Source organism: Candidatus Nitrotoga fabula, assembly GCF_905221025.1.
GTDB lineage: Bacteria > Pseudomonadota > Gammaproteobacteria > Burkholderiales > Gallionellaceae > Nitrotoga > Nitrotoga fabula.
On the sequence record NZ_CAJNBL010000040.1, the window covers coordinates 60617 to 81895 of the forward strand.

The window sequence follows — 21279 nt, forward strand, 5'->3', positions numbered from 1 at the left end:
CTGGGCCTGAGTCTATTTCAGTTTTTTCAGGGCAATGCCGGAGTCGTGCGGCGGGATCAGTCGCGGCACGGTGCCGACTGGCAGATTGTGCAGCATGTCGTGGTGCATGCGCACCGTTTCCACCAGAACAACCGCTTCCCCGCCACGGGCATAGCCGTGCCGGACTTTTTTGAAGTACGCGGGCTGTGCCAGAAGCGGCATTACCTTTTTCACGCCTATCCATCTATCCTGGTTGTATCCTTGTTGCTTTGCCAGTACGCGCGCGTCTTCCAGATGCCCTAGCCCCTGGTTGTAGGCAGCCAGTGCCATCCAGGTACGATCCGGTTCGCGGATGCGGAGCGGCAATTTTTCTTTCAATTGCATTAGGTACCTGGCGCCACCGATAATGCTCTGGCGTGCGTCCAGCCGGTTGGTCACTCCCATGCGATCGGCCGTCTGCTCGGTCAGCATCATCATTCCACGGACATTGGTAGGCGAAGTGGCCAGTGGATCCCAGTGCGATTCATGATAGGCGAGGGCAGCGAGCAACTGCCATTCCAGCCCGGTCAGCGTGGCCGCCTCTTCAAACAAGCCGCGGATATGGGGCAATACCGTGCGCGTACGGGTGATGAATGCAACCGCGTCACCCGACTCCAGACGCTTGCTGTGCCCGTAATACCGATCCAGGATGCGATTCAGGGTGCCATCCTGCTTGATCCGGGCGAAAAATTTCTCTGCTTCTGCCAGTAGTTCAGGGGCGGCGCCCGGGGAAAATGCCCATGCCAGTCTGGAAGGGGTGGCAATCTCCAGCGCGGAATCCAGATCGGGATAGTAATTGCGCGCCAATGCAAGCTGCTCCGAATTGGCGATGGTGCATTCCAGCCTGCCTTCAGCAACCTCTCCCAGCAGCCGGGAGACGGTCAGATTTTCGCTGATGTGCCAGTGCAGTGCGGGGGTGCTTTTTTGCGCCTCGTTCAGGGCGGCTTCCTGTGCAGAGCCGGAAACTACGGCGATGTTTTTCTTGAGAAGTGTTTTCATGTTGCGTACCGGGACGCCATTGCATACTGCCTGTTCACGGACGGTTTGATACACCGGGCCAAACTGTACGTGATCAGTTCCGGTGCTGCGCAGCCCGGCTGCGGCAAAATGCGCTTTCCTGTCCAGAAGGGATGGCATCACCTGGCCGGAGGGCAAAGGCATGAATTGCACCTGTACGTGCAACTGTTCGGCAAAAAGTGTGACAAGGTGTCGCTCGAAGCGCTGATCCGTATCATTTCCGTCCGGCAGCACGATCACCGCCAGTTCTTCCCGCCAGGGTTTCAGCGGGGGCTGGTCAGGGGTGCAGGCCGGCAGTAGCAGGCTACCTAGCACTGCCGGAACCAGGAATTTGTTCCGGGCAGCGGCTGCAATCAATAAGCACATGAACTTGAACATGGGAACATTTTGCCTGATTTTACGGGTTGGTGGTAAAATCAGATCGTCGGAGAGGTGGCAGAGAGGTCGAATGCGGCAGACTCGAAATCTGTTGTACGGATTTCTCCGTACCGTGGGTTCGAATCCCACCCTCTCCGCCAGTTATTAAAACAACTAATTGATTTAAATTGGTTATTTTTTAATCATGGTTTTTAACTATCAAATTGACTATCAACCTTAACAAAAATTTATAGTCTTTCAGATACTGAGAATTTTCCAGTAACAAGCCGCAATCGAGCAGAATTAGCTTGATCTTTTGCTAATTGCCAGAGAATGAAGCTTGACGGGGGGCAGGGCCCAAAGGTTTTGTGCCGTAGTTAGGGTGCGCCCACGAGAAATTTTTATTTTTTTGTAAACATCTAGCACTTCCTGGTTTAAAAAACGATTCCAGCCAATGATCGCAGGGTAAACCGGGGTTAATTTTTCTTTGGCTTCCAGACACGTGCAGTAGCTTGAGCATTCGCGCGCTGCTGTAAGGTCAAATTCTTTTCAATCAAGTCTCGATTTGTCACTGCTATCTCATTACCTTGTGCGCTTGCCAGTAAATACCAGAAATAGGCCGTTTCCTCGTCCTTAGTGACGCCTATGCCTGTGTCGTATTTGAACCCAAGATTATTTTGTGCACCTGCATCCCCCTGTTTCGCAGCTTTGCGATACCAGTGCACAGCTTGTGCATCATCTTTAGGTACGCCTATACCGTTAGCGTACATCACCCCAAGATTAAATTGCGCTCTTGCTCTCCCCTGATCGGCGGCCTTGCGAAACCAATACACGGCTTGTGCAGCGTCTTTAGGAATGCCTTCACCGTCGGTGTACATTACTCCAAGATTAAATTGCGCTCTTGCATCCCCCTGTTCCGCAGCTTTGCGATACCAGTGCACAGCTTGTGCATCATCTTTAGGAATGCCTTCACCTCTGTCATACATTCCTCCAAGATTAAATTGCGCACCTGCATGCCCTTGTTCAGCGGCCTTGCGAAACCAATGTACAGCTTCGGCTTTAGGCACACCTTCGCTAAAAAAATACATCTCACCCAACAAATTTTGAGCCATTGTATTACCTTGTGCGGCAGCCTTACCAAACCAGAAGTAAGCTTGCACATGATCTTCGGGTACGCCTTTACCTTCGAAGTACATCACTCCCAGCTCATATTGCGCATTTGCATTGCCTTGTTCAGCTTGTTCAGAAGCTTTCCTGTACTGCCTATATTGTGCAGCAAGTAATTGTTTTTGTTCCGCAGTAAATTCTTTCTGCTGGTATTCTTCCCAAGGTTTAGCAGTAGTAATAACTTGTTTTTGCTCATCAGTGAATTCTGCCGAATCCGCCACATTCTGATTAGACAAATCTGCATAAGCACTTCCGGAAAAGAGAGTGAACATTAGCAATAGTGAATGAATCAGGGTTTTCATGGCAGTAATTTGTTTTTGATTATTAGGTAAATACTATGGCGTATTTCTACAACTAATTGAATTGCATTTTATAATATCATGCAGAATTTTTTTATTGGGTGCATAATTCAAGCTATGCCTTAATGCCATATATTTTAAGTAATAAATGAAATATTCCACTTTATTTTCCGTCTTTATTTTTATTCTGAGTTCCATTTCTGGTTGTGCCACAACTGACACCCTGCAACCTGGCACAGGTGGGTCTTCGTTCGAGGTTCGCGGTAAAACTTATGATGAAATATGGAAAGCCATAGTGCGGAGCGCTGGCCGCAGTCTTACGATTGTTGAAAGCAATAAAGAAACGGGCACTCTCAAGGCAGAAAACGGTGCTGGAATGGCTACATGGGGTGAGGTCGTCGGTGTTTTTGTTCGTCCAGCGAGTAACGGTGCTTCAATGTATACAATTGAAGTGCAAAGCTTAAAGCGTTCGAGAATTCAATTAACTGGCCAAGATTGGACAACAACCATGATTACTGGAATCAAGACTGAACTTGACCAATGACATGCCTTTCTTTCCAAAAGAATCGGTAAATTGAAATTAAGATATTAATTTATTACAGGTTGTTTGGTACATTCACTGGTTTACCACCCAACTACGCGCGTGATAATCAGCCAGTTTTATAGAAAAGCAATGGGTGCCCTGCCTACAAAAACTACAGAAACTGGTTTTTGTAGTTTTTGTAGGTACCTTGTGGCCTTATTGGTTAGCAATGACCATTTATTCAGTTTTCAGGCGGCTCGAATTCAATAATATTGCATACCCTTTGCTGTGCCTCGGCCAATGCAGCGGTAACGCTTATTTGAGTTGCAGTAACTGATACATCCACGCGGTCGCCGTAAGTACGAGGCTTTAATTTGGAAGCAGCCCATTTCCTTACATCAATCTGCACCCGCAATCGTTGCACCCACGCGGATGCAGCAGGGCCATCCAGCCCTTCGGGTATCGGTGTATCCGCCAGTTCGATTAATTCTTCTGCCAAGCGGTCTGCACGATCTTCCACGGCCTGCTGATACCGGGCTTTAAGTTCAGGGTTGTACCTTAAACAATCTTTAGCCCACCAGTAAGACGGCGCGGGACTTAAACGACGAAGAGCCGCGGTCAGGGAATCTCCGTTTGCAATGTTATTAAGAATGATAGGCCATAAAGCTTCCCCGAACGATATTCGGTCCAGATCAGATAATTTCTGCTGTTCGCTCAGCGTTTGTGCCATGCCAAACAATCGTAATTGATTTAATTGCTGGTGTTCCGTTTACGGGGCATGTGCGCTTCTTGAAGCGTTTACACAAGCACGCCTGCTGAATCTTAAGTGGTATGACCTGGCAGACGGATATTCTCGAATCGTTGCAATATTATTTATGTAATATTTGCATTTTGTTCTAATTAGTACTAATATGGTTCGCGTTAGTACTAAATGAGGGGCATATGAGATTTTTACCTGTATTGCGGAAACTGGCTCAGGCCTACCAGTCCTTTGAGCATTATTCAGCCAGTCATCTGAAATCCATCGGGTTGACGATGACCCAGTTCGACATTATTGCAACCCTGGGCAACCAGCCACCAATGACGTGCAAGGAACTAGGGGAAAAAACTCTGGTTACCAAGGGAACGCTGACTGGTGTCCTGGAACGGCTGGAAGGGAAAGGGATAATCCGCCGTGAAACCAATCGGGAGGATGCCCGCAGCCAGATGGTCAGCCTGACGCAGGATGGTCAGCAGCTATTTGAAAAGGTGTTTCCAGAGCATGTTACTTATCTGGGCCGGGCATTTTGCAAGTTAACTGCCAGGGAGGTGGAAGAATTATCCGGCTCTCTGGAAAAGTTAAGAAGTATTTTTTAAGTTTACCCACTAAGAAAGGAAATAATGATGAACCAACTTTCCAACCCACTGGCACTGATAGCAAGAATATTGATGGCAGCCATGTTTGTCATGGCAGGATTTTCGAAGATTGGCGGGTTTGAGGGAACCGTCGGCTATATCGCATCCAAAGGGTTGCCGCTTGCCTCTGTAGTTGCCGTTCTGACGATCATTCTGGAAATTGCCGGAGGTCTGGCGATCATGGTCGGATACAAGGCCCGGATTGCTGCTTTTCTGTTGGGAGGATTTACGCTGCTGGCGGCGCTTATTTTCCATAATTTCTGGGCTGCTCCCGCTGAGCAGGCTTTTGTCCAGAACATGCTGTTCATGAAAAACATCAGCATTGCAGGGGGGCTGTTTTTGCTGGCGGCCTTGGGTAGCGGTTCGTGTTCCATTGACGGTAAAAGCCAGTGATTCAGCGGTAAGAACTTGAATGTATCGGTGCATTGCTCTTTGGTGCATTGCTCTTTTCGGTAAGAGACGGAGCGCGGCAATCTCTGTCCTTGCCGGCAGGATGCGCAAACCGGCCGATTTATGCTGCCGCCGGGATGAGGCTTCCATCAATGGGCTTCAATGCATTCATACACGGTAATAAATGTAATATCTACAGGAGATTGCACATGAAACAAGTGCTTGGCGTGTATAGCGCCCCACAGCAACATTGGGTAGGGGATGGTTTTCCGGTTCGTTCACTGTTTTCATACCAGAGTCACGGGAAGGAGCTGAGCCCGTTTCTGCTGCTTGATCGGGCCGGGCCTGCCGAATTTACGCCAGCCGCCAGGCCCAGAGGGGTTGGCCAGCATCCGCACCGGGGATTTGAGACGGTTACCATTGTTTATAAAGGGGAGGTTGCGCATCGCGACTCTACCGGAAAAAGCGGTGTAATCGGCCCCGGCGATGTGCAGTGGATGACCGCCGCCTCTGGCATTCTGCACGAAGAATTCCATTCCGAAGCGTTCACGCGGTCGGGCGGCATTCTGGATATGGTGCAACTCTGGGTAAACCTGCCTGCAAAAGACAAGATGGCTGCCCCGGGGTATCAGGCCATCCTGAATGCGGATATTCCTGCCGTCCCGCTTGCTGGCGGGGCAGGATCCGTGCGGATCATCGCAGGGAATTATGCCGGGCATACCGGGCCGGCGCGTACTTTTACGCCCATGAACGTCTGGGATATACAACTGAAAGCCGGGCATCAGGTTGATTTACCCGCCGTAGAAGGCTGGAATACGGCAGTGATCGTGCTGCATGGAACGGCCAGGGTGTGTGGTGATGCCACGGCCCATGAGGCCCAGATGGTGCTGCTGGGCAGCGGGGGGGAGCATTTTACCGTTGAAGCCAGTAGCGATGCTGTGATGCTGCTGTTGGGCGGCGAACCCATAGAGGAACCCATAGCCGGCCATGGCCCTTTTGTCATGAATACGCAAGATGAGATCATCCAGGCCATCCAGGATTTCAACAGCGGATATTTTGACAGATCGGCAGTTGAATTGTTTTACGGCCTTCAATATTGCTTTACTGGAGGATGCTGCGGCGATAGCCGCCATGGGATTGGCATAAGCTGTGGTTCGTATTTTTAGATCAAAATGAAAGGAACAATATGTCGTCTATTCTGTTTACCCCGACTACACTTGGCAATCTTCAGCTGAAGAATCGCCTGGTCATGGCCCCCATGACGCGTTCCCGCGCTATTGGCAATGTGCCGAACGAACGGATGGAAAAATATTATCAGTTGCGCGCGGCAGCTGGACTGATCATCACGGAAGGCACTGCTCCTTCGCCGAACGGGCTTGGCTATGCGCGGATTCCGGGCATGTTCAGCGATGCCCAGGTGCAAGGCTGGCGGCGTGTGACTGACAGCGTGCATCGGGCAGGAGGAAAGATCTTTGTGCAGCTGATGCATACCGGGCGGGTAGGCCATCCGTTGAACCTGCCTGCCGGCGCACGATTGCTCGCCCCTTCCGCCATTGCTGCGCCAGGGGAGATGTGGACAGACAACAATGGCAAGCAGCCGCACCCGGTTCCCATCCCGATGAGCGAGGCCGATATCAACGAAGCGATCGGCGAATATGCAGCCGCTTCAGGCAGGGCGATGGAAGCAGGATTTGACGGGGTTGAACTGCATGGAGCAAACGGGTATCTGATTGACCAGTTTTTAAACACGGCTTCCAACCATCGTACAGACCGCTGGGGCGGCAGCATCGAAAACCGGATTCGCTTCGCCGTGGAAACGGCCAGGGCTGCCGTGGATGCCATTGGAGCAGATCGCGTTGGCTTGCGACTTTCGCCTTATGGAGTGTCGGTTGGTATGGCCCCAGATCCTAAAATGGACCGTCTTTATGAACAATTGATCGTGGAGTTAAACCCTATTGGTCTGGTGTATATTCATATAGCCGATCACAGTTCAATGGGTGCGCCGGAAGTCAGCCCTGCGCTGAAGGCAAGGTTGCGCGCTACTTTTAGCGGAAAATATATTCTGTCGGGCGGTTATGACCTGGCCCGCGCAGAAGCCGATCTTGCACAGAACCGAGGTGATCTTGTCGCATTCGGACGCCCTTTCATATCCAATCCCGATCTGGTGGAGAAGCTGCGCAGTGCAATCCCGCTCACGGCGCCAGATCCAGCCACGTTCTACACTGCGGGCGCAGAGGGATACATTGATTATTGATTGCGTGCCCATTTTGCATGGGGCCGGATGGTGATCCCATCGGCCCAGGAGTCCCATTTTCATGCGTTCCTGGTATGTCCGGGTAGTGAACAATTGCTAAAATAAACATTAAAAATATATATTATATACATTTTTAATGTTTATGCATCCTGGTTTTCCATGAGCAGAAACAAAGTAGGAAGATTTCAGAAATTTATCTTTAATTATCCACTTTAAGCTGCCACGTCGAGTGGCAGGCAACACATTTTTCCAGTGTACTGGATAGCATGCCCAAAATTTCCTGTGCGGCCATTTTGTTTTCTGCGGCATTTGCTATGGCATCCATATCGCGATGAACGCTCATGCCCATGGTTTTTAATTCAAGCGGCAGTTTTGCCATCAGAATAGGGGTTGCATCGGCAGCAACCGCCATGCCAGCGGCACTTGCGGCTTCCTTAACCTGTTTCATGTCGCCCCGGCTCACACCTGCGATGATTCCCTGGGTAGAAGATAGCAGGTGGCGCATTTCGGACAGGATCAGATCGCGTTCGCTGGCCTGCAGTAGAATTGCAGTTCTGCCATCGGTTCCCGAAGTGGTGTTTCCCCGGATAAAAAACCATGCAAATACGGAAATGGTGAGAGTCCAGAGAAGAAGGGCAAGCAGTGCAAGTTTATTGGATTTCATTTTTTTTAATAGAAATGGTATGTTATTTTTTGGTTAAATCGTATGGTCAGTATCAGGATTTTCCGGTCTATGGATTGTCTCATCGGATGTGATCCTTTTCAGGCGAATACTAATACGAAAGGGGATATCCGGGTCGAAAATTTCCGGAGTATAACCGGCTGTATGGTGTGGGTCTGTTGGCATTAGGGATCGCTCCGCTCCTCTTTCTTTATTTGATCTGGTCGCCGTTTGCGTCCAATATCCGGACCTCGATGGGAATTCCCTGCCGTACGCTCTGCGTAACTGTACAGAAGGATTCGAACTGATCCAGTGCACGTTCAAGATGCTCTAGCTCAGAAGCTTTTGTACCCAGAGTGATTTCGGCAATTATTTTCAGTACCCGTATGCGTCCTTCAGGATTCCTTCCGGTGATGGCCTGCACTTGCGTGCGAACCGGTTCCGGTGACTGTTTGAATTTGCGCAGGGCGAACAACAGCGAATCGCTCAGGCAGTTGCCGACGGCGGCTGCCAGTAGTTGCACCGGGGAGGGACCTGTACTCCCCCCAAGTGGGGAAGGCTCGTCTCCAAAAATGGAGGGAACCGGTTCGCCGAATTCAATCAGAAAGCGATAATCCTGTTGCTGGATCAGTTTCACGGTGATGCCGGAGTCGTTCATGACGCATGTCTTTTCGCGGATGAGTTCGGGAGCTTAAACCTATTCAGGTGGACAGTTCAATAGGATTGCAAAAAATCATGAAAGCCGGCTGCATCTGAAGTTACCGATAGCCTGCTGGAACGACCCACAATAATTGGCATGTCTTAATGTAATTGCATCATGGAATGATGGAGTGCAAATCCACTTTTCCAGAGCTGTGATCATATTCTTACCTAATACCGGATTGGACTGTTTTGTGACGGTGTTTGCAGGCTTGTGCAGGTGAAATTTCCTTCATGCGACAATTTGTCGCATTCCAACAGGGCATGGATTTGGTTAACCTTGCGTCCGGATTTTGCTGGGAGAAACGGGTATTTTGATTTTATATGAACAATGAATATTCGGAATGATTTGTTTCGTATGACATTTTTTCTGTATGAGCGCTCCACTGCAACCCGGAGTAGGGCCATAAATCAAATAACCAGTCAAACATGCGGTAACGAAATGACTGTGCAGATCATTCCTGTAAAGTAATTGCCGGTGTTTGGGATGATCGCAGGCACAAAAATTTTGGCAGAAATCCCAGTGGATGGAAGCCACAGCATGAGCCAAAGGCCTGCATGGCAACCTGTATCGGGGAGATTTTTTGAAGTGAAATTTTGTATGATAAATCATGGAAATACAGTTATGACTTACGCTTGCCGATTGCTGTGTTGGTTCGTTCTGGCCGCGATTCCCGGGCTCGCACGTGCGGATCATATCGTTATTGACCCGGATTCCATGCTGCCTGAAATCAGTGTTTCTGCAAAACGTGATGAACTGGGTGCGTCAATGACGCAACCGGATATCAAGCGAGCAATCCGCGAAATTAATCAAACACCCGGTGGCGTGACCATTGTGGATGCTGAAAAGGTTCGCGAGGGCAGGGTATCCAATTTTAACGATACCCTTGGTCTGGCTACCGGGGTTTTTGCACAATCACGCTTTGGTGCGGAAGAAACGCGGTTGTCCATACGCGGGTCAGGTTTGCAGCGCACCTTCCATGGCCGCGGAATCAAGCTGATGCAGGACGGAATCCCGGTCAACCAGACCGACGGCAGTTTTGATTTTCAGGCAATCGAGCCGATGGCTACCCGGTACATGGAAGTTTATCGCGGGGCCAATGCGCTCCGGTATGGATCGACCACCCTGGGTGGTGCGGTCAATTTTGTTTCACCTACGGGGTACGATAGCCCCAGATTTGAAGCTCGTGGGGAAATCGGAAGTTTTGATTATAAGCGTCTGGGCCTTTCTACGGGTGGCGTGAAAGGGGACATGGATTATTTTGTCAATGTCAGCACATTCAGCCAGGACGGTTTCAGGGATCATGCCAGACAGGATGCAAAGCGGGCAAATACGAATATTGGTTATCGAATCAACGCGGATCTGGAAACCAGGTTTTATTTAGGATATGCAAACAGCGAATCCGATTTGCCTGGCAATCTGACCAAAGCCCAGTTGAGGTCTGATCCCAGTCAGGCCATTCTTAGCCCGTTCACCCTACAACAGAAGCGGGATATTGAGGTCGTGCGCATAGCCAACAAGACCACTCTGCGTATGGACAAAACCCGTCTTGAAGTAGGGGTTTTTTATGCCGAGAAAAACCTGTTTCACCCAATTTTTCAGGTAATCGATCAGGATAATCAGGATTACGGATTGGAGGCCCGCCTGATACAGGATGGCCAGCTATTGGGTTATAAAAATGAATTTGTGCTTGGTTTTACTCCCACCCGGGGGGTGACCAATGAAGACCGCTGGGTAAACAACCAGGGTAGCCGTGGCGCGCGCACTAACCAGTCTGACCAGGTTGCCACCAATATGGGACTGTATGCGGAGAACCGGTTGTATGTGTTGCCCAAGCTTGCAGTAATCGCTGGCCTGCAATATACGAAATCCAAGCGCGAATATATGGATAAGTTTTTCGCTACACCAGATCAGAACGAAAGTTTCAAGCAAAGCTATACACAGGCCAGCCCGAAAATCGGATTGTTATATAGCCCGCTCCCTAGTGTCCAGCATTATGCGAATATCTCGCGGAGCTTTGAACCTCCTTCTTTCGGGGAGCTGGCTGGAGGCCTTAAACCTAATATTGTACGGGCGCAGAGCGGCACTACTTTTGAGGTGGGCACCCGGGGCAACAGTGCAAAAGTTGACTGGGATTTTTCCGCGTATCATGCAAAATTGGATGACGAATTATTGCAGATAGCCGTTTTTGCCGGCGGGAATAACCCGATTCCTGCAGCACAGACTACCAATGCTTCCCGGACCGTGCATGCGGGCATTGAAATGGGGATGACCGCGCGCTTGCCATACAATCTGGAATGGCGCCACAATCTGCTGCTCAATGATTTTCGTTTCGATAATGATCCGGTTTTCGGTAATCGCCGCCTGCCGGGTATTCCAAGGACATTTCTGCGCGGGGAGCTGCTGTACCGTGCAAACAATTTCTACGCGGGTCCGACCATCGAATTTTCGCCTCAACGGTATGCAGTGGATTTTGCAGAAACGGTTTACGCAGACGGATATACAATCTTTGGGCTGAAAATGGGCCAGAAACTGACAAGAGAACTTTCATGGTTCATTGAGGGGCGCAATCTTGCCGACCGCAAGTATGTGGCGACCACCAGTGTGGTGCTGAACCAGCGTGGAGCGGATGGTCCACTTTATCTTCCGGGGGATGGGCGTTCGGTTTACGCCGGCCTGCAATGGAGGTATTAGTGGCCGATCATCCGTGGCAATATCCTGTCTAACCCCCCCTGGGTGGGCTGGCACGCCGGTTAAAGGATCAAATGGACTAAGACGGGGTTACTGCCGTGCAGCGGGGTTTCCCAGAACCCGCCACTACATTCGGCGACGAGTCTGGGCTGGGCAGCAGGATTCCGGCAGCAGGCATCCCCCTTTCTGACAGCACTCAGTAGCCAGAAAATTCTTCCGTGCGGATGTTGTCCTCATCGACTCCTGCCTCGCCCAGTAATGTCTGCATTGCAATCACCATTGCAGGCGGACCATCGATATAATAGATCGGGAGGGTCATGTCTCCGATGTATTTCTGGAGCATGGCCTTGCTGATGTGCCCTGTTTCTCCATCCCAGTTACTGCTGGATTTTTCTGTCTGTGTCATTGTAGCGATGAAGGTATAGTCCAGACTGGTTTCGCGGAGTTCCCTCAGTTCGTTCAGGAATGCGGCATCTTCCGGCCTGCGGTTGGAATAGAATACTAGAATCCGGCGTGGTACATTTTCGTGCATGGCTTGAAGGACGATGCTTCTCACAGGGGTAATGCCGATCCCGGCGGTAAGAAAAACAGCTGGAATGTTTACATTGTTGTGAAGCTTGAATGAACCATAGGGTGCATCCAGGTTGAGTTCGGCACCCGGCGCCATTGTTTTCAATGCTCTTTTGAAAGCCGTGTCACGCATCCTTGTGGCCAGGATCAGGTCGCTTTCATAAGGAGCGCTGGCAAATGAAAATGCTCTTGAATCGCCTTCGGAATCTGTCTCAGATGGGGCGATCAGGGTGCAATCCGCGAATTGCCCCGCTTTATAGATAAAACCATCTGGCTTTTCAAAATGAAATGCCATCGTACCTTCTGCGATTTCTGTTTTATTTTTTAATTTGACTTTGTAATTGGGCATGGCATTTTCCTCGTTCTTGTTAAAATATTGTGCGTCCGGCAGGGTTGAGTATTGTGGCTGAATGTGTGGCTCAGGCAATCTCTTGCCGGACTGCATCTCTATTAGTGCGCTTTTGTTCTTTCGTCAATAGAAGCGTCATTCCTTAAAAATAATACTGGTTTATTGGTTTGTATGGGAAATTGCCAGGTATTCCATGGAATTTTTTCTCATGGTTAATCAATGTTATGCTGCTTGTGTGCTTTGTAATGCATTTTCAATGATAATATGCACCGGATATGCATTTTAAATGGCATGGCTGAAGGTTGCCAGTATTCCCGGAGCTGCCTGGGTATTGCGTGTGGTATTGCAAGCTGGTGATCATAAGGCAGGGATATGCCAACTTACATAAAATATTCCATCTTGAAAACCGGCAGGCGTGTTGTGTGGCAACACAGTTTCGATAATTGCGCATGACCATTTCATCCGGGTACATGCATGCCCTATGTTTATAGGGGGTCTGGCAGTATCTATTGCTGTTATTGTTCAGGTATTAATCGAAGGAGTACCATGATAAACATACTGAATGTTTTGCTTTTGACGATATTTTTAAATCCTACGGCAGAAGCGGCATCACCGAATATGCTGGAATACAGTAAGGAAGGGGTAATTCCGAGCGAAGTGGAATACCGCCCTAAAATGGTGAAATCTGATAAGCCGGATCAAAGGCCGGAAGAAAAGATATTCTGGCAGAAAAATAAAAATAAACTTATTTACGTAGGAAGTACACCGGGCGTTTATAGAATTTGCCGGGAGGCCGGTCTGGTATCTCAGGATGATATTCTTATCTATGCCGATAAAGTCCTGGTTTCCAGGCTGGCTGCTACGGACGGCATAAGAAACTGTATTGATGTGGGAGGTAAAAAAATTGAGATACAGAGAAAAAATGCGGTCGGTGTTTATAATGGAGAGACCTTCCAGAGATTGTAGTCTGCCTGTTTTTTCCGGGGGGTGATGGAAAGAGCATGGCGGAAGAAAATTTCAGCAGAACCGATGTTGAAACCCGCTGGGAAGCACCGGAATCCAGGGCCAATGTCGGTTCGGAAATGGGTGACCCGCGTTCAAGTGGGGCGGGACCACGGGGCAAAGTGGTTGACGCTAGGTATAAGGAAAACAGATAAAACAAGGAGTATCTCTTGATCCCATTTATTTGAATGGATCGGGCAGTCAGCCAGCTTATCGGTAATCAAAATATCATCATAATCCCGTTCAGGAAAAATGGCCACACACTTTTTACTTTCGCCGCAACAGCTGCATCATCCATGCGATCCGGATCAATTTACATTCCAGACTAGCGATGACCTTGCGGATCTGTCGGAAATTATTGGACAGGTGCGGGCCATGGATGCGGTACGCTTTGGAACAGGCATCCGGCATGAGGGTTACAACCTTTTTGTCCTGGGTCCCGCAGGCATGGGGAAACGGAGCATGGTGCGGCAGTTCCTCGAAGAAAAAGCCAGTGGAGAGAACAAATCTGCCGACTGGTGTTACATCAACAATTTCTCCCAGCCGCATAAACCTCAGGCGCTCAGGCTGCCATCTGGCAGGGGCGAGGAATTGAAACGATCGATGGAGCAGTTGGTCGATTACCTGCGAAGTACCATACCTTCGTTGTTTGAGAGCGACGACTATCATGCCAAGGCGGCTGCGATTCAGGATGAGTTCAATAAACGTCAGGAGCAGGCGTTTGAAGAGTTGCACGAAGAAGCCGAAAAACAGAATGTCGCACTGTTGCGGACGCCTGATGGCTTTACTCTGGTTCCTATCCGAAACGGGGAAGTGATACCGCCCGTCGAATATGAGAAGCTGCCGGATGAGGAGAAGCAACGAATAGAGGCCGCGATTGCTGTGCTTCAGGAGCGGCTGGAAAAAATTCTCCGGCAAATTCCGCAATGGCGCAGGGAGCGACATGAACGGATCAAGCAGGTCAACCGTGAAATTACTCAGTCTGCCGCGGGGAATTTTCTGGATGAGCTAAGGCATGTTTATGCTGATCTGCCCGGGACTTTGCAATACTTTGACATGGTGCAGAAGGATGTGGTGGAAAACTTTGATGCTTTCCTCAAGCCGGAGGAGTCCTCTACCATTGGCGGAATGACGATTGTTACCCATCAGAGTTTTCACCGCTATCGGGTGAATGTGCTGGTGGGCAATTCCATGCAGCCTGGGGCTCCCATTGTTAGCGAGGATAATCCAACCTATGGAAATTTAATCGGGCGGATAGAGCATGTTTCCCGTTTTGGCGAGCTGGTTACCGACTTTACGCTGATCAAGGCGGGCGCACTGCACCGGGCGAACGGCGGCTATCTGCTTCTGGACGTGCGCAAGGTATTGACACAGCCGTTTGCCTGGGAAGGTTTGAAGCGGGCAATGCAATCTCGCGAAATTCATATCGAATCCCTGGGGCAGATATATGGCCTGATCAGCACCATGTCACTCGAGCCCGAGCCTATCCCGCTAAATGTGAAAATCGTGTTGTTCGGAGACCGCCTCTTTTATTACTTGCTGCAGGAATTTGACCCGGAGTTTGGGGAGCTGTTCAAGGTGGCAGTAGATTTTGAGGAATACATAGAACGCAATGCTGATGCCCACCTGCTTTATGCACGGTTAATTGCAACCCTGTCCCGCAAGGAGTCCCTGTTGCCTTTCGACCGCGGTGCGGTGGCCAGGGTAATCGAACATGCAGCGCGTCTCGCTGGAGACAAGGAAAAACTCTCGACCCACATGCGCAGTGTTGCAGATTTGTTGCACGAGGCGGACTACTGGGCACGTGAAGCAGGGCGCGCTGTTGTGGGGGCGGTGGATGTACAACGCTCGATCGATACCCAGATTCGACGCCATGACAGACTGAGAGACCAGATGTATGAGGCAATTCTGCGTGGTACCCTGATAATTGCCACCCAAGGGGAGGTGACGGGGCAGATCAATGGGCTTTCCGTGATTGAGCTGGGAAGTTTTGCATTTGCACTGCCCACCCGAATTACTGCAACTACCCGTCTTGGGGAAGGTGATCTGGTCAATATCGAGCGGGAGGTCAAACTTTCGGGAGCCATCCACTCCAAGGGGGTTCTGATTCTTTCGTCGTTTCTTGCCGCGCGGTACGCCAGGAATCAGCCACTCGCGCTTGCGGCGAGTCTGGTATTTGAGCAATCCTATGGTCTGGTCGAGGGGGACAGCGCTTCCCTGGCTGAGTTGTGTGCACTGCTTTCCAATCTGGCGCATGCACCGATTAGCCAGGCTTTGGCAGTAACCGGTTCTGTGAATCAGTTTGGACAGGTTCAGGCGATCGGTGCAGTGAACGAAAAAATCGAGGGTTTTTTTGATATCTGCTCAGCGCGGGGGTTGAGTGGGGAACAGGGGGTATTGATTCCGGCCTCTAATGTCAAGCATCTGATGCTGCGTCGCGATGTGGTGGAGGCCGCAGAAGCAGGAAAATTCAGAATATATTCCGTGGAAAATGTCGATCAGGCCATGGCTATTCTGACCGGCCTTGAGGCCGGAGAAGTAAACTCCGATGGACAATATCCGAAGGGAAGCATTAATCAAAGGGTTGTGGAAAGGTTGGCCGAATTGACCGGGATCAGGGAAATGTTCGCGCGCCGTTCCATAACAAAAATTGATGCAGAGGATCCCCAGGGCTGACCCGCTTGCTCTAATTTACAGGGCTGTACCTGGTGCTGAGCGCGTGGTGCGCGTTTGTGGATATTCCTGTTTTCTGGATGAGAACCGATGTGTTCAGGGTGAACAATTATTTCTGCGCAACGAGATTATTATGATGTGCTTGGAGTTGTCAAAGACGCCGGGCAGAGAGCAATCAAGGATGCATTCCGCAGCCTTGCCTTGAAATATCATCCAGATCGTAACAAGGAACCAGGGGCCGAGGAACGTTTTAAGGAAATTGCCGAGGCGTATGCTGTCCTGTCCGACCCTAAGAAGCGCGCTGAATATGATGCCCGTGGCTTCTCCGGAGCGCAAGGATTCAGCAAGGAAGATTTGTTCAGCCGGATCAATTTCGACGACTTGTTTGGCGGGCTGAATTTCGACTTTAGCGGCGCCAGTCCGTTCGAGAAGTTTTTTCACCCGGGCGCCGCAAGGGGCCCGTGCAGGGCGAAAATATTGAAGTAGAGCTTTTTATTCCTCTGGAGCGGGTAGCCAGCGGAGGGGAAGAGGAAGTGCGGCTGAATCGTCCGGCTCCTTGTCGTGCATGTCATGGTACGGGCACGGAAGGCGGGGTGGCGCCAAAGATTTGTACGGCATGCAATGGCACCGGGCGTGTAACACGCAGCACTCGAAAGGAAAAGGAGCATATCCTGTTCCAGCAGATCAGCATCTGTCCAGTTTGTCATGGACGCGGCAGCATGATCGAGCATCCCTGCCCTGAGTGCCAAGGCAGAGGTAACATGGAACAGGAAGAGAGCTTTACGGTAACAATCCCTCCAGGAATCGAGGAAGGCATGGCACTTCGCATTCCGGGAAAAGGGATGGCCAGCCCGGAAACTGGCGGTGCAAGCGGAGATTTGTTTGTGGTCGTGCGTACGCGGAGAGATTCACGTTTTGAGCGAGCCGGGGCAGATCTGCTACGGCAGCATATCATTTCACTGACGGATGCAGTGCTTGGAACTACGCTGGAAGTGCCTACCCTGGGGGGGGCGGTCAGCGTGACGGTTCCACCTGGAATACAGCCTGGAGAGGTGTTGCGTATCAGGGGAAAGGGTCTGCCGGAATTCGGGAGCGACCGCCATGGCGAACTGTATTTGCGCATTGAGGTGGCGATCCCTGTGCATATTACGCGTGAGGAACGGGATCTGTACAAGCGTCTGCATGCGATAGAAAAGGAAAGGGATGATTCATTCCTGACGGGAAAATGAAAATGGCCGCGGGTCTCTGGACGATTCAGCCGGCTGTTGATTTTGGCTGCCAGCAGTAGACACTTTTTGCCTGGTAAATTTCCAAGAGGGGAACAACTGGTTTTAGAATCTGGAAAGTCTGATCAGGAATTGGGACAGAGTTATGAAATTGAATAGCCACAATGACTGGTCTCCGCTTAAGGAGATTATCGTCGGATCGGCCAGGAATTATACTGCGCATGATCGGGAGCTTTCTTTTGATGTTTTTTTCCACGAACATCTGTTCCGGTCGGACTGGGCTTATCCGCGGCTGAAAAAGTCTTCCGGCCCTAGTGCAGGTACCCGGTGGCAGATCCATGAGCGCTATGTCGAAGAACTCAATGAAGATGTGGAAGGGCTGGCAGATACCTTGCAGAAGCTGGGCATTATAGTACACCGCCCGGTGATTCTGCCGCCGGATGCTCCGGCAATCAGAGGTTTCGGCTGGGAGGCAATGCCTGTTCCAGCCCTTAATATTCGTGACAATACCCTGATTTTGGGGGATGAAATTATTGAAACCCCGCCGGCTATTCGTTCCCGCTACCTGGAAACACGACTATTAACCCCGTTGTTCAAGAAATATTATGATGAGGGTGCGCGCTGGACAACCATGCCACGCCCGGTTCTGACCGATGCTTCTTTCGATCTGTCCTATGTCAGGGACACGCAGAATACGATGGGAGGTCCTACCGAGCCAGTTGAAAACCCGCTTCCGTCCCCCTACGATGTCGGTTTTGAAATGATGCTGGATGGAGCGCAATGCCTGAAGCTGGGGCGCGATATCATCGTCAATGTTGCGAACGCCAATCATGCGACGGCCTTTGAGTGGCTGCGCCGGCATCTGGAGGACAGGTACAGGCTTCACCAGATATACCGGATGAGTGACAATCATATCGATACCATGCTGCTGGCCTTACGCCCCGGGGTTTTTCTCGCGAGACACGAAGGAATTCGGGAGATGCTTCCAGATCCCTTCCGAAAATGGCAGTTTATTGTTCCTCCGCCGCCTGAGTCGGACAGTTTTCCAAAGTATGACGAGAGTGATCTTGTCCTGACGAGCCCCTACATCGACCTGAATGTGTTGTCTCTCAGCCCGACCGACGTGCTTGTGAATCAAGCGTGCGCCGGGCTGATCAGGGTTCTGGAAAATGCCAGATTCAATGTTATTCCGGTACAGCACCGACATCGGCGATTGTTTGGTGGTGGATTGCATTGCTTTACTCTGGATACCGTGCGTGACAGCGTGCTGGAGGATTTGCAGTAATCGGGAAGGATGAGCTGTCATGTACAGGTTGTTCAGTAGAGTTATGGATTCAAAGCATGGATGCCGGTGTCTGCCTGGTTCGGTCCGGCAGCGAAGCGTTTCAGACTCTGAAAGTTAATCTGGTCGGCCTGGCAGGGGATGCCGTCAGTAAATAATGAGCAGATCAATTTTTTCATTTATTGGCAGGGTTTGTGTCAGGTATGGTGGAAAGAGAAACCGGCATCTTGCCTTGTGAACATAATGTGCGTCGGCGCACAGACGTTGTTCCAATTTGTGATTAACCTGTAAACAGTTATTCATCCAGGAGGATTTATGAACCCGTTAAAAATAGTCCGTGCAATTCTTATTGCGGTGATCACTCTGATTAGCGGTTGTGCGTATAATGACCCTGGCGCAATGACGTCATCTTCCCCAGCGGTTATCAATCCGGCTCACGCATCTGAAAGCGGCCCGGGGACGGTTCCGCCTTCTTCTTCGCCTGTCACGGGAACAGAGCAGTCATCATCGTCTGCAGAGACCGGCGTGGCTTATGGCGTGATTGAAGTGATCGAACCGCTTGGTGGCACATTTGATGGGATCGGCGGCAGTGGCATAGGTATTGGTGCAATCATTGGTGGTGTAGTGGGCGGACTCATCGGACAGCAGGTAGGCGGAGGGTCGGGCAAGGAGGCCGCAACCATGGCTGGAGTGGTAAGTGGTGCTCTGCTGGGCCAGGAGATTGAAAAAGAGATTGAGAAGAGGAAGACCCAGAATAAAGACGGTCAAAAAACTGACGGATACCGCATACGTGTACGGCTCGACAATGGAGGAACCCAAGCCGTGGAGCAGAAAATAACAGAAGATTTGCATGTTGGCGACCGGGTTTATATCAGGAACAATAGTGTTTATCGTGTCTACCGCAATGGATAGATGTTTCATTGTAGATCGTAGCTGTATGCCTGTGTGCTGTTTCAATCTGAAAGAGGAAAAAACAATATGAAAAACTTACAAACCATTTCAACTGCCTTTGGCATGGCTTTTTTGACCTGGGCTGGCATAGTTACTGCAGACGAAGTCACAAAGGAAGGATATGCGATTGACAGCAATCGCAACCTGATTAAGAACAGTTACAATGAGTGCCTGAAAGCAGGGCACTGGACGCCGGCCATGGCGATATTTGAATGTGATCCGGGGCTGGTAAAAAAAGAAGAACCACCTAAGGCAGAAATTGCTCCGCCACCCGTTGAGTCTTCCCCTTCCCTTGTTGCCGCACCGGAAGAGCCCGTTTTTGTCCCGATTACCCTGCAGGCCGAGAAATTGTTTGATTTCAATCAGTCCGTTATTCGCCCAGATGGGCAAAAGGTGCTTGCAGGAGAGGTGGTCAGCAAGCTGAGGACGATTCCGGAATCTGAGGTAATTGTGACAGGGCATGCCGACCGTATCGGGAGTGATGCCTATAATATGGGATTATCCCAGCGACGTGCGGATGCGGTTAAGGCTTATCTGGTTGAACAGGGTATTGAAAGCCATCGTATTCAAACTGTAGCAAAAGGCGAGACTGACCCGGTTGTATCCTGCAAGAATGTGAAGGGTGAATCCAGTTCAAGGAACAGGGTGTTGGTAGAGTGTCTGCGTCCTAACCGCCGGGTAGTGGTAGAAGTGAAGGGCCAGGAGCAGGTTCACAAATAATCTTGCAAATTTTCTGGTAGCCTAGTCCGTGCGGCCGAAATTCTATGGTTGGCCAGCCTTACATGATGCAGTTACAGGGTGTGATTGTAATCCTGTGTAATTCGATCAACCTGTATAAATGATCTATGGCAAATGAAAATAAAGTCACTGTTCTGGGCGTTATTGGTGGTAGCGGTGTCTACGATATTGAAGGTCTGACCAACAAGCGCTGGCAGAGAGTGGAATCGCCATTTGGCGAACCTTCGGATGAACTCTTGTTCGGGGAACTGAACGGGCAGACAATAGTGTTTCTTCCGCGTCATGGGCGGGGGCATCGGATTCCGCCTTCCGAGATCAATTTTCGAGCCAACATTGATGCCTTAAAAAGAGCTGGCGTGACAGACGTAATCTCGGTCAGCGCAGTCGGCTCATTGCGTGAACATTTGCGGCCAGGCATGTTTGTGATTGTTGACCAGTTCGTAGATCAAACCTATGCCCGTGAAAAAAGTTTCTTTGGCAAGGGTCTGATTGCGCATGTCTCCATGGCACATCCTGTTTGCAGCCGGCTTGGCGACCATGTTCAGACGGCTGCCATTGGGGCAGGGATTGAGGTAATACGTGGAGGTACATATCTGGTTATGGAAGGTCCGCAATTTTCCAGCCTTGCCGAATCGGAACTGTACCGGAGCTGGAATTGTGATGTGATCGGGATGACCAATATGCCCGAGGCAAAACTGGCCAGGGAAGCGGAGCTTTGTTATGCGACCGTAGCCATGGTGACTGATTTTGATTGCTGGCATCCCAACCATGATGATGTAACTGTGGATGAAATTCTCAAGGTTGTGCTGGCCAATGCGGACAAGGCGCGCACCCTGGTCAGACATTTGGCTCTTGGGTTACAACCGGATGCTAAGGCAGCCGTTTGCCGGTGTCGCAATGCCCTCGATCACGCATTGATTACTTCGCATGATGCGCGGGATCCTGAAATCATCAAGCGTCTCGATGCCGTTGCTGGCCGAGTGCTGGGGAATCAGTTTGCCTCCTGACTTGCTATT

General features: G+C 50.4%; 21 protein-coding genes and 1 tRNA gene. 16 read left to right on the forward strand and 6 right to left on the reverse strand.

Annotated elements, in window-relative coordinates; genetic code table 11:
- Window positions 1-12 precede the first annotated feature (12 nt).
- Window positions 13-1401: a membrane-bound lytic murein transglycosylase MltF gene (gene mltF / locus KJA68_RS08660; RefSeq protein WP_213036539.1), complete on the reverse strand. Its 1389-nt coding sequence runs from the start codon at window positions 1399-1401 to the stop codon at window positions 13-15.
- 60 nt (window positions 1402-1461) lie between these two features.
- Here mltF and KJA68_RS08665 point away from each other — a divergent pair.
- A tRNA-Ser gene (locus KJA68_RS08665) sits at window positions 1462-1553 on the forward strand.
- A gap of 315 nt (window positions 1554-1868) precedes the next feature.
- Here the strand turns inward: KJA68_RS08665 and KJA68_RS10985 are convergent.
- Window positions 1869-2861, reverse strand: a complete 993-nt coding sequence (locus KJA68_RS10985; RefSeq protein ID WP_213036540.1) for an SEL1-like repeat protein — start codon at window positions 2859-2861, stop codon at window positions 1869-1871.
- Between the two features lie 145 nt (window positions 2862-3006).
- Here KJA68_RS10985 and KJA68_RS08675 point away from each other — a divergent pair, with 145 nt between their 5' ends.
- A complete protein-coding gene (locus tag KJA68_RS08675; RefSeq protein WP_213036541.1) occupies window positions 3007-3402 on the forward strand; it encodes a hypothetical protein in 396 nt (131 codons plus the stop codon).
- A 220-nt stretch (window positions 3403-3622) separates the two neighbouring features.
- Here KJA68_RS08675 and KJA68_RS08680 read toward each other — a convergent pair whose 3' ends face one another.
- Window positions 3623-4111 carry a terminase small subunit-like protein gene (locus KJA68_RS08680; RefSeq protein WP_213036542.1) on the reverse strand — a complete coding sequence of 163 codons (489 nt, stop codon included), beginning with the start codon at window positions 4109-4111 and terminating at the stop codon, window positions 3623-3625.
- 212 nt (window positions 4112-4323) lie between these two features.
- Between KJA68_RS08680 and KJA68_RS08685 the strand changes: the two genes are divergently transcribed.
- The 4 genes from KJA68_RS08685 (at window position 4324) to KJA68_RS08700 (ending at window position 7420) form a co-directional block, all read left to right on the forward strand.
- Entirely contained in the window at window positions 4324-4737 is a 414-nt protein-coding gene (locus KJA68_RS08685; protein ID WP_213036543.1) for a MarR family winged helix-turn-helix transcriptional regulator, read from the forward strand.
- 24 nt (window positions 4738-4761) lie between these two features.
- Entirely contained in the window at window positions 4762-5169 is a 408-nt protein-coding gene (locus KJA68_RS08690) for a DoxX family protein (protein ID WP_246487128.1), read from the forward strand.
- A 206-nt stretch (window positions 5170-5375) separates the two neighbouring features.
- Window positions 5376-6332: a pirin family protein gene (locus KJA68_RS08695; RefSeq protein WP_213036544.1), complete on the forward strand. Its 957-nt coding sequence runs from the start codon at window positions 5376-5378 to the stop codon at window positions 6330-6332.
- A gap of 20 nt (window positions 6333-6352) precedes the next feature.
- Window positions 6353-7420 (forward strand): alkene reductase, encoded by a 1068-nt coding sequence (locus KJA68_RS08700; RefSeq protein WP_213036545.1) that lies wholly within the window; start codon window positions 6353-6355, stop codon window positions 7418-7420.
- Window positions 7421-7619: 199 nt separating this feature from the next.
- On the opposite strand, the gene KJA68_RS08705 is transcribed toward KJA68_RS08700, so the two are convergent.
- Together KJA68_RS08705 and KJA68_RS08710 are read right to left on the reverse strand one after the other, a co-directional pair.
- Entirely contained in the window at window positions 7620-8084 is a 465-nt protein-coding gene (locus KJA68_RS08705; RefSeq protein ID WP_213036546.1) for a hypothetical protein, read from the reverse strand.
- Between the two features lie 208 nt (window positions 8085-8292).
- On the reverse strand, window positions 8293-8739 hold the full coding sequence (locus KJA68_RS08710) for an OsmC family protein (protein ID WP_213036547.1): 447 nt from the start codon (window positions 8737-8739) through the stop codon (window positions 8293-8295).
- A 666-nt stretch (window positions 8740-9405) separates the two neighbouring features.
- On the opposite strand from KJA68_RS08710, the gene KJA68_RS08715 reads away from it, so the two are divergent.
- Window positions 9406-11475, forward strand: coding sequence for a TonB-dependent receptor family protein (locus tag KJA68_RS08715; protein WP_213036548.1), 2070 nt, complete (start codon window positions 9406-9408; stop codon window positions 11473-11475).
- A 193-nt stretch (window positions 11476-11668) separates the two neighbouring features.
- On the opposite strand, the gene KJA68_RS08720 is transcribed toward KJA68_RS08715, so the two are convergent.
- On the reverse strand, window positions 11669-12391 hold the full coding sequence (locus KJA68_RS08720; protein WP_213036549.1) for a ferredoxin--NADP reductase: 723 nt from the start codon (window positions 12389-12391) through the stop codon (window positions 11669-11671).
- Window positions 12392-12937: 546 nt separating this feature from the next.
- Here KJA68_RS08720 and KJA68_RS08725 point away from each other — a divergent pair.
- From KJA68_RS08725 to KJA68_RS08765, 9 genes are all read left to right on the forward strand, one after another.
- Window positions 12938-13357, forward strand: coding sequence for a hypothetical protein (locus tag KJA68_RS08725; protein ID WP_213036550.1), 420 nt, complete (start codon window positions 12938-12940; stop codon window positions 13355-13357).
- A 35-nt stretch (window positions 13358-13392) separates the two neighbouring features.
- On the forward strand, window positions 13393-13548 hold the full coding sequence (locus KJA68_RS08730) for a hypothetical protein (RefSeq protein ID WP_213036551.1): 156 nt from the start codon (window positions 13393-13395) through the stop codon (window positions 13546-13548).
- A 97-nt stretch (window positions 13549-13645) separates the two neighbouring features.
- On the forward strand, window positions 13646-16069 hold the full coding sequence (locus KJA68_RS08735) for a Lon protease family protein (protein WP_213036552.1): 2424 nt from the start codon (window positions 13646-13648) through the stop codon (window positions 16067-16069).
- Window positions 16070-16204: 135 nt separating this feature from the next.
- Window positions 16205-16552, forward strand: coding sequence for a DnaJ domain-containing protein (locus KJA68_RS08740; RefSeq protein WP_246487129.1), 348 nt, complete (start codon window positions 16205-16207; stop codon window positions 16550-16552).
- Window positions 16528-17295, forward strand: a complete 768-nt coding sequence (locus KJA68_RS08745; protein WP_213036553.1) for a DnaJ C-terminal domain-containing protein — start codon at window positions 16528-16530, stop codon at window positions 17293-17295. The genes KJA68_RS08740 and KJA68_RS08745 overlap by 25 nt, the downstream gene beginning before the upstream one ends.
- Before the next feature lie 142 nt (window positions 17296-17437).
- Window positions 17438-18577 carry a hypothetical protein gene (locus tag KJA68_RS08750; RefSeq protein ID WP_213036554.1) on the forward strand — a complete coding sequence of 380 codons (1140 nt, stop codon included), beginning with the start codon at window positions 17438-17440 and terminating at the stop codon, window positions 18575-18577.
- 312 nt (window positions 18578-18889) lie between these two features.
- Window positions 18890-19486 carry a glycine zipper 2TM domain-containing protein gene (locus tag KJA68_RS08755; RefSeq protein ID WP_213036555.1) on the forward strand — a complete coding sequence of 199 codons (597 nt, stop codon included), beginning with the start codon at window positions 18890-18892 and terminating at the stop codon, window positions 19484-19486.
- A gap of 66 nt (window positions 19487-19552) precedes the next feature.
- Entirely contained in the window at window positions 19553-20245 is a 693-nt protein-coding gene (locus tag KJA68_RS08760) for an OmpA family protein (RefSeq protein ID WP_246487130.1), read from the forward strand.
- A gap of 125 nt (window positions 20246-20370) precedes the next feature.
- On the forward strand, window positions 20371-21270 hold the full coding sequence (locus KJA68_RS08765; RefSeq protein ID WP_213036556.1) for an S-methyl-5'-thioadenosine phosphorylase: 900 nt from the start codon (window positions 20371-20373) through the stop codon (window positions 21268-21270).
- Window positions 21271-21279: the final 9 nt, after the last annotated feature.

Excerpts from the sequence above, each read along its gene's own strand:
- KJA68_RS10985 (WP_213036540.1), bottom strand. The coding sequence starts at position 2,861 with ATGAAAACCCTGATTCATTCACTATTGCTAATGTTCACTCTCTTTTCC.
- KJA68_RS08705 (WP_213036546.1), bottom strand. The coding sequence starts at position 8,084 with ATGAAATCCAATAAACTTGCACTGCTTGCCCTTCTTCTCTGGACTCTC.
- KJA68_RS08720 (WP_213036549.1), bottom strand. The coding sequence starts at position 12,391 with ATGCCCAATTACAAAGTCAAATTAAAAAATAAAACAGAAATCGCAGAA.
- mltF (WP_213036539.1), bottom strand. The coding sequence starts at position 1,401 with ATGTGCTTATTGATTGCAGCCGCTGCCCGGAACAAATTCCTGGTTCCG.
- KJA68_RS08675 (WP_213036541.1), top strand. The coding sequence starts at position 3,007 with ATGAAATATTCCACTTTATTTTCCGTCTTTATTTTTATTCTGAGTTCC.
- KJA68_RS08750 (WP_213036554.1), top strand. The coding sequence starts at position 17,438 with ATGAAATTGAATAGCCACAATGACTGGTCTCCGCTTAAGGAGATTATC.
- KJA68_RS08700 (WP_213036545.1), top strand. The coding sequence starts at position 6,353 with ATGTCGTCTATTCTGTTTACCCCGACTACACTTGGCAATCTTCAGCTG.
- KJA68_RS08690 (WP_246487128.1), top strand. The coding sequence starts at position 4,762 with ATGATGAACCAACTTTCCAACCCACTGGCACTGATAGCAAGAATATTG.
- KJA68_RS08715 (WP_213036548.1), top strand. The coding sequence starts at position 9,406 with ATGACTTACGCTTGCCGATTGCTGTGTTGGTTCGTTCTGGCCGCGATT.
- KJA68_RS08765 (WP_213036556.1), top strand. The coding sequence starts at position 20,371 with ATGGCAAATGAAAATAAAGTCACTGTTCTGGGCGTTATTGGTGGTAGC.
- KJA68_RS08695 (WP_213036544.1), top strand. The coding sequence starts at position 5,376 with ATGAAACAAGTGCTTGGCGTGTATAGCGCCCCACAGCAACATTGGGTA.
- KJA68_RS08710 (WP_213036547.1), bottom strand. The coding sequence starts at position 8,739 with ATGAACGACTCCGGCATCACCGTGAAACTGATCCAGCAACAGGATTAT.
- KJA68_RS08735 (WP_213036552.1), top strand. The coding sequence starts at position 13,646 with ATGGCCACACACTTTTTACTTTCGCCGCAACAGCTGCATCATCCATGC.
- KJA68_RS08725 (WP_213036550.1), top strand. The coding sequence starts at position 12,938 with ATGATAAACATACTGAATGTTTTGCTTTTGACGATATTTTTAAATCCT.
- KJA68_RS08680 (WP_213036542.1), bottom strand. The coding sequence starts at position 4,111 with ATGGCACAAACGCTGAGCGAACAGCAGAAATTATCTGATCTGGACCGA.
- KJA68_RS08755 (WP_213036555.1), top strand. The coding sequence starts at position 18,890 with ATGAACCCGTTAAAAATAGTCCGTGCAATTCTTATTGCGGTGATCACT.
- KJA68_RS08730 (WP_213036551.1), top strand. The coding sequence starts at position 13,393 with ATGGCGGAAGAAAATTTCAGCAGAACCGATGTTGAAACCCGCTGGGAA.
- KJA68_RS08760 (WP_246487130.1), top strand. The coding sequence starts at position 19,553 with ATGAAAAACTTACAAACCATTTCAACTGCCTTTGGCATGGCTTTTTTG.
- KJA68_RS08685 (WP_213036543.1), top strand. The coding sequence starts at position 4,324 with ATGAGATTTTTACCTGTATTGCGGAAACTGGCTCAGGCCTACCAGTCC.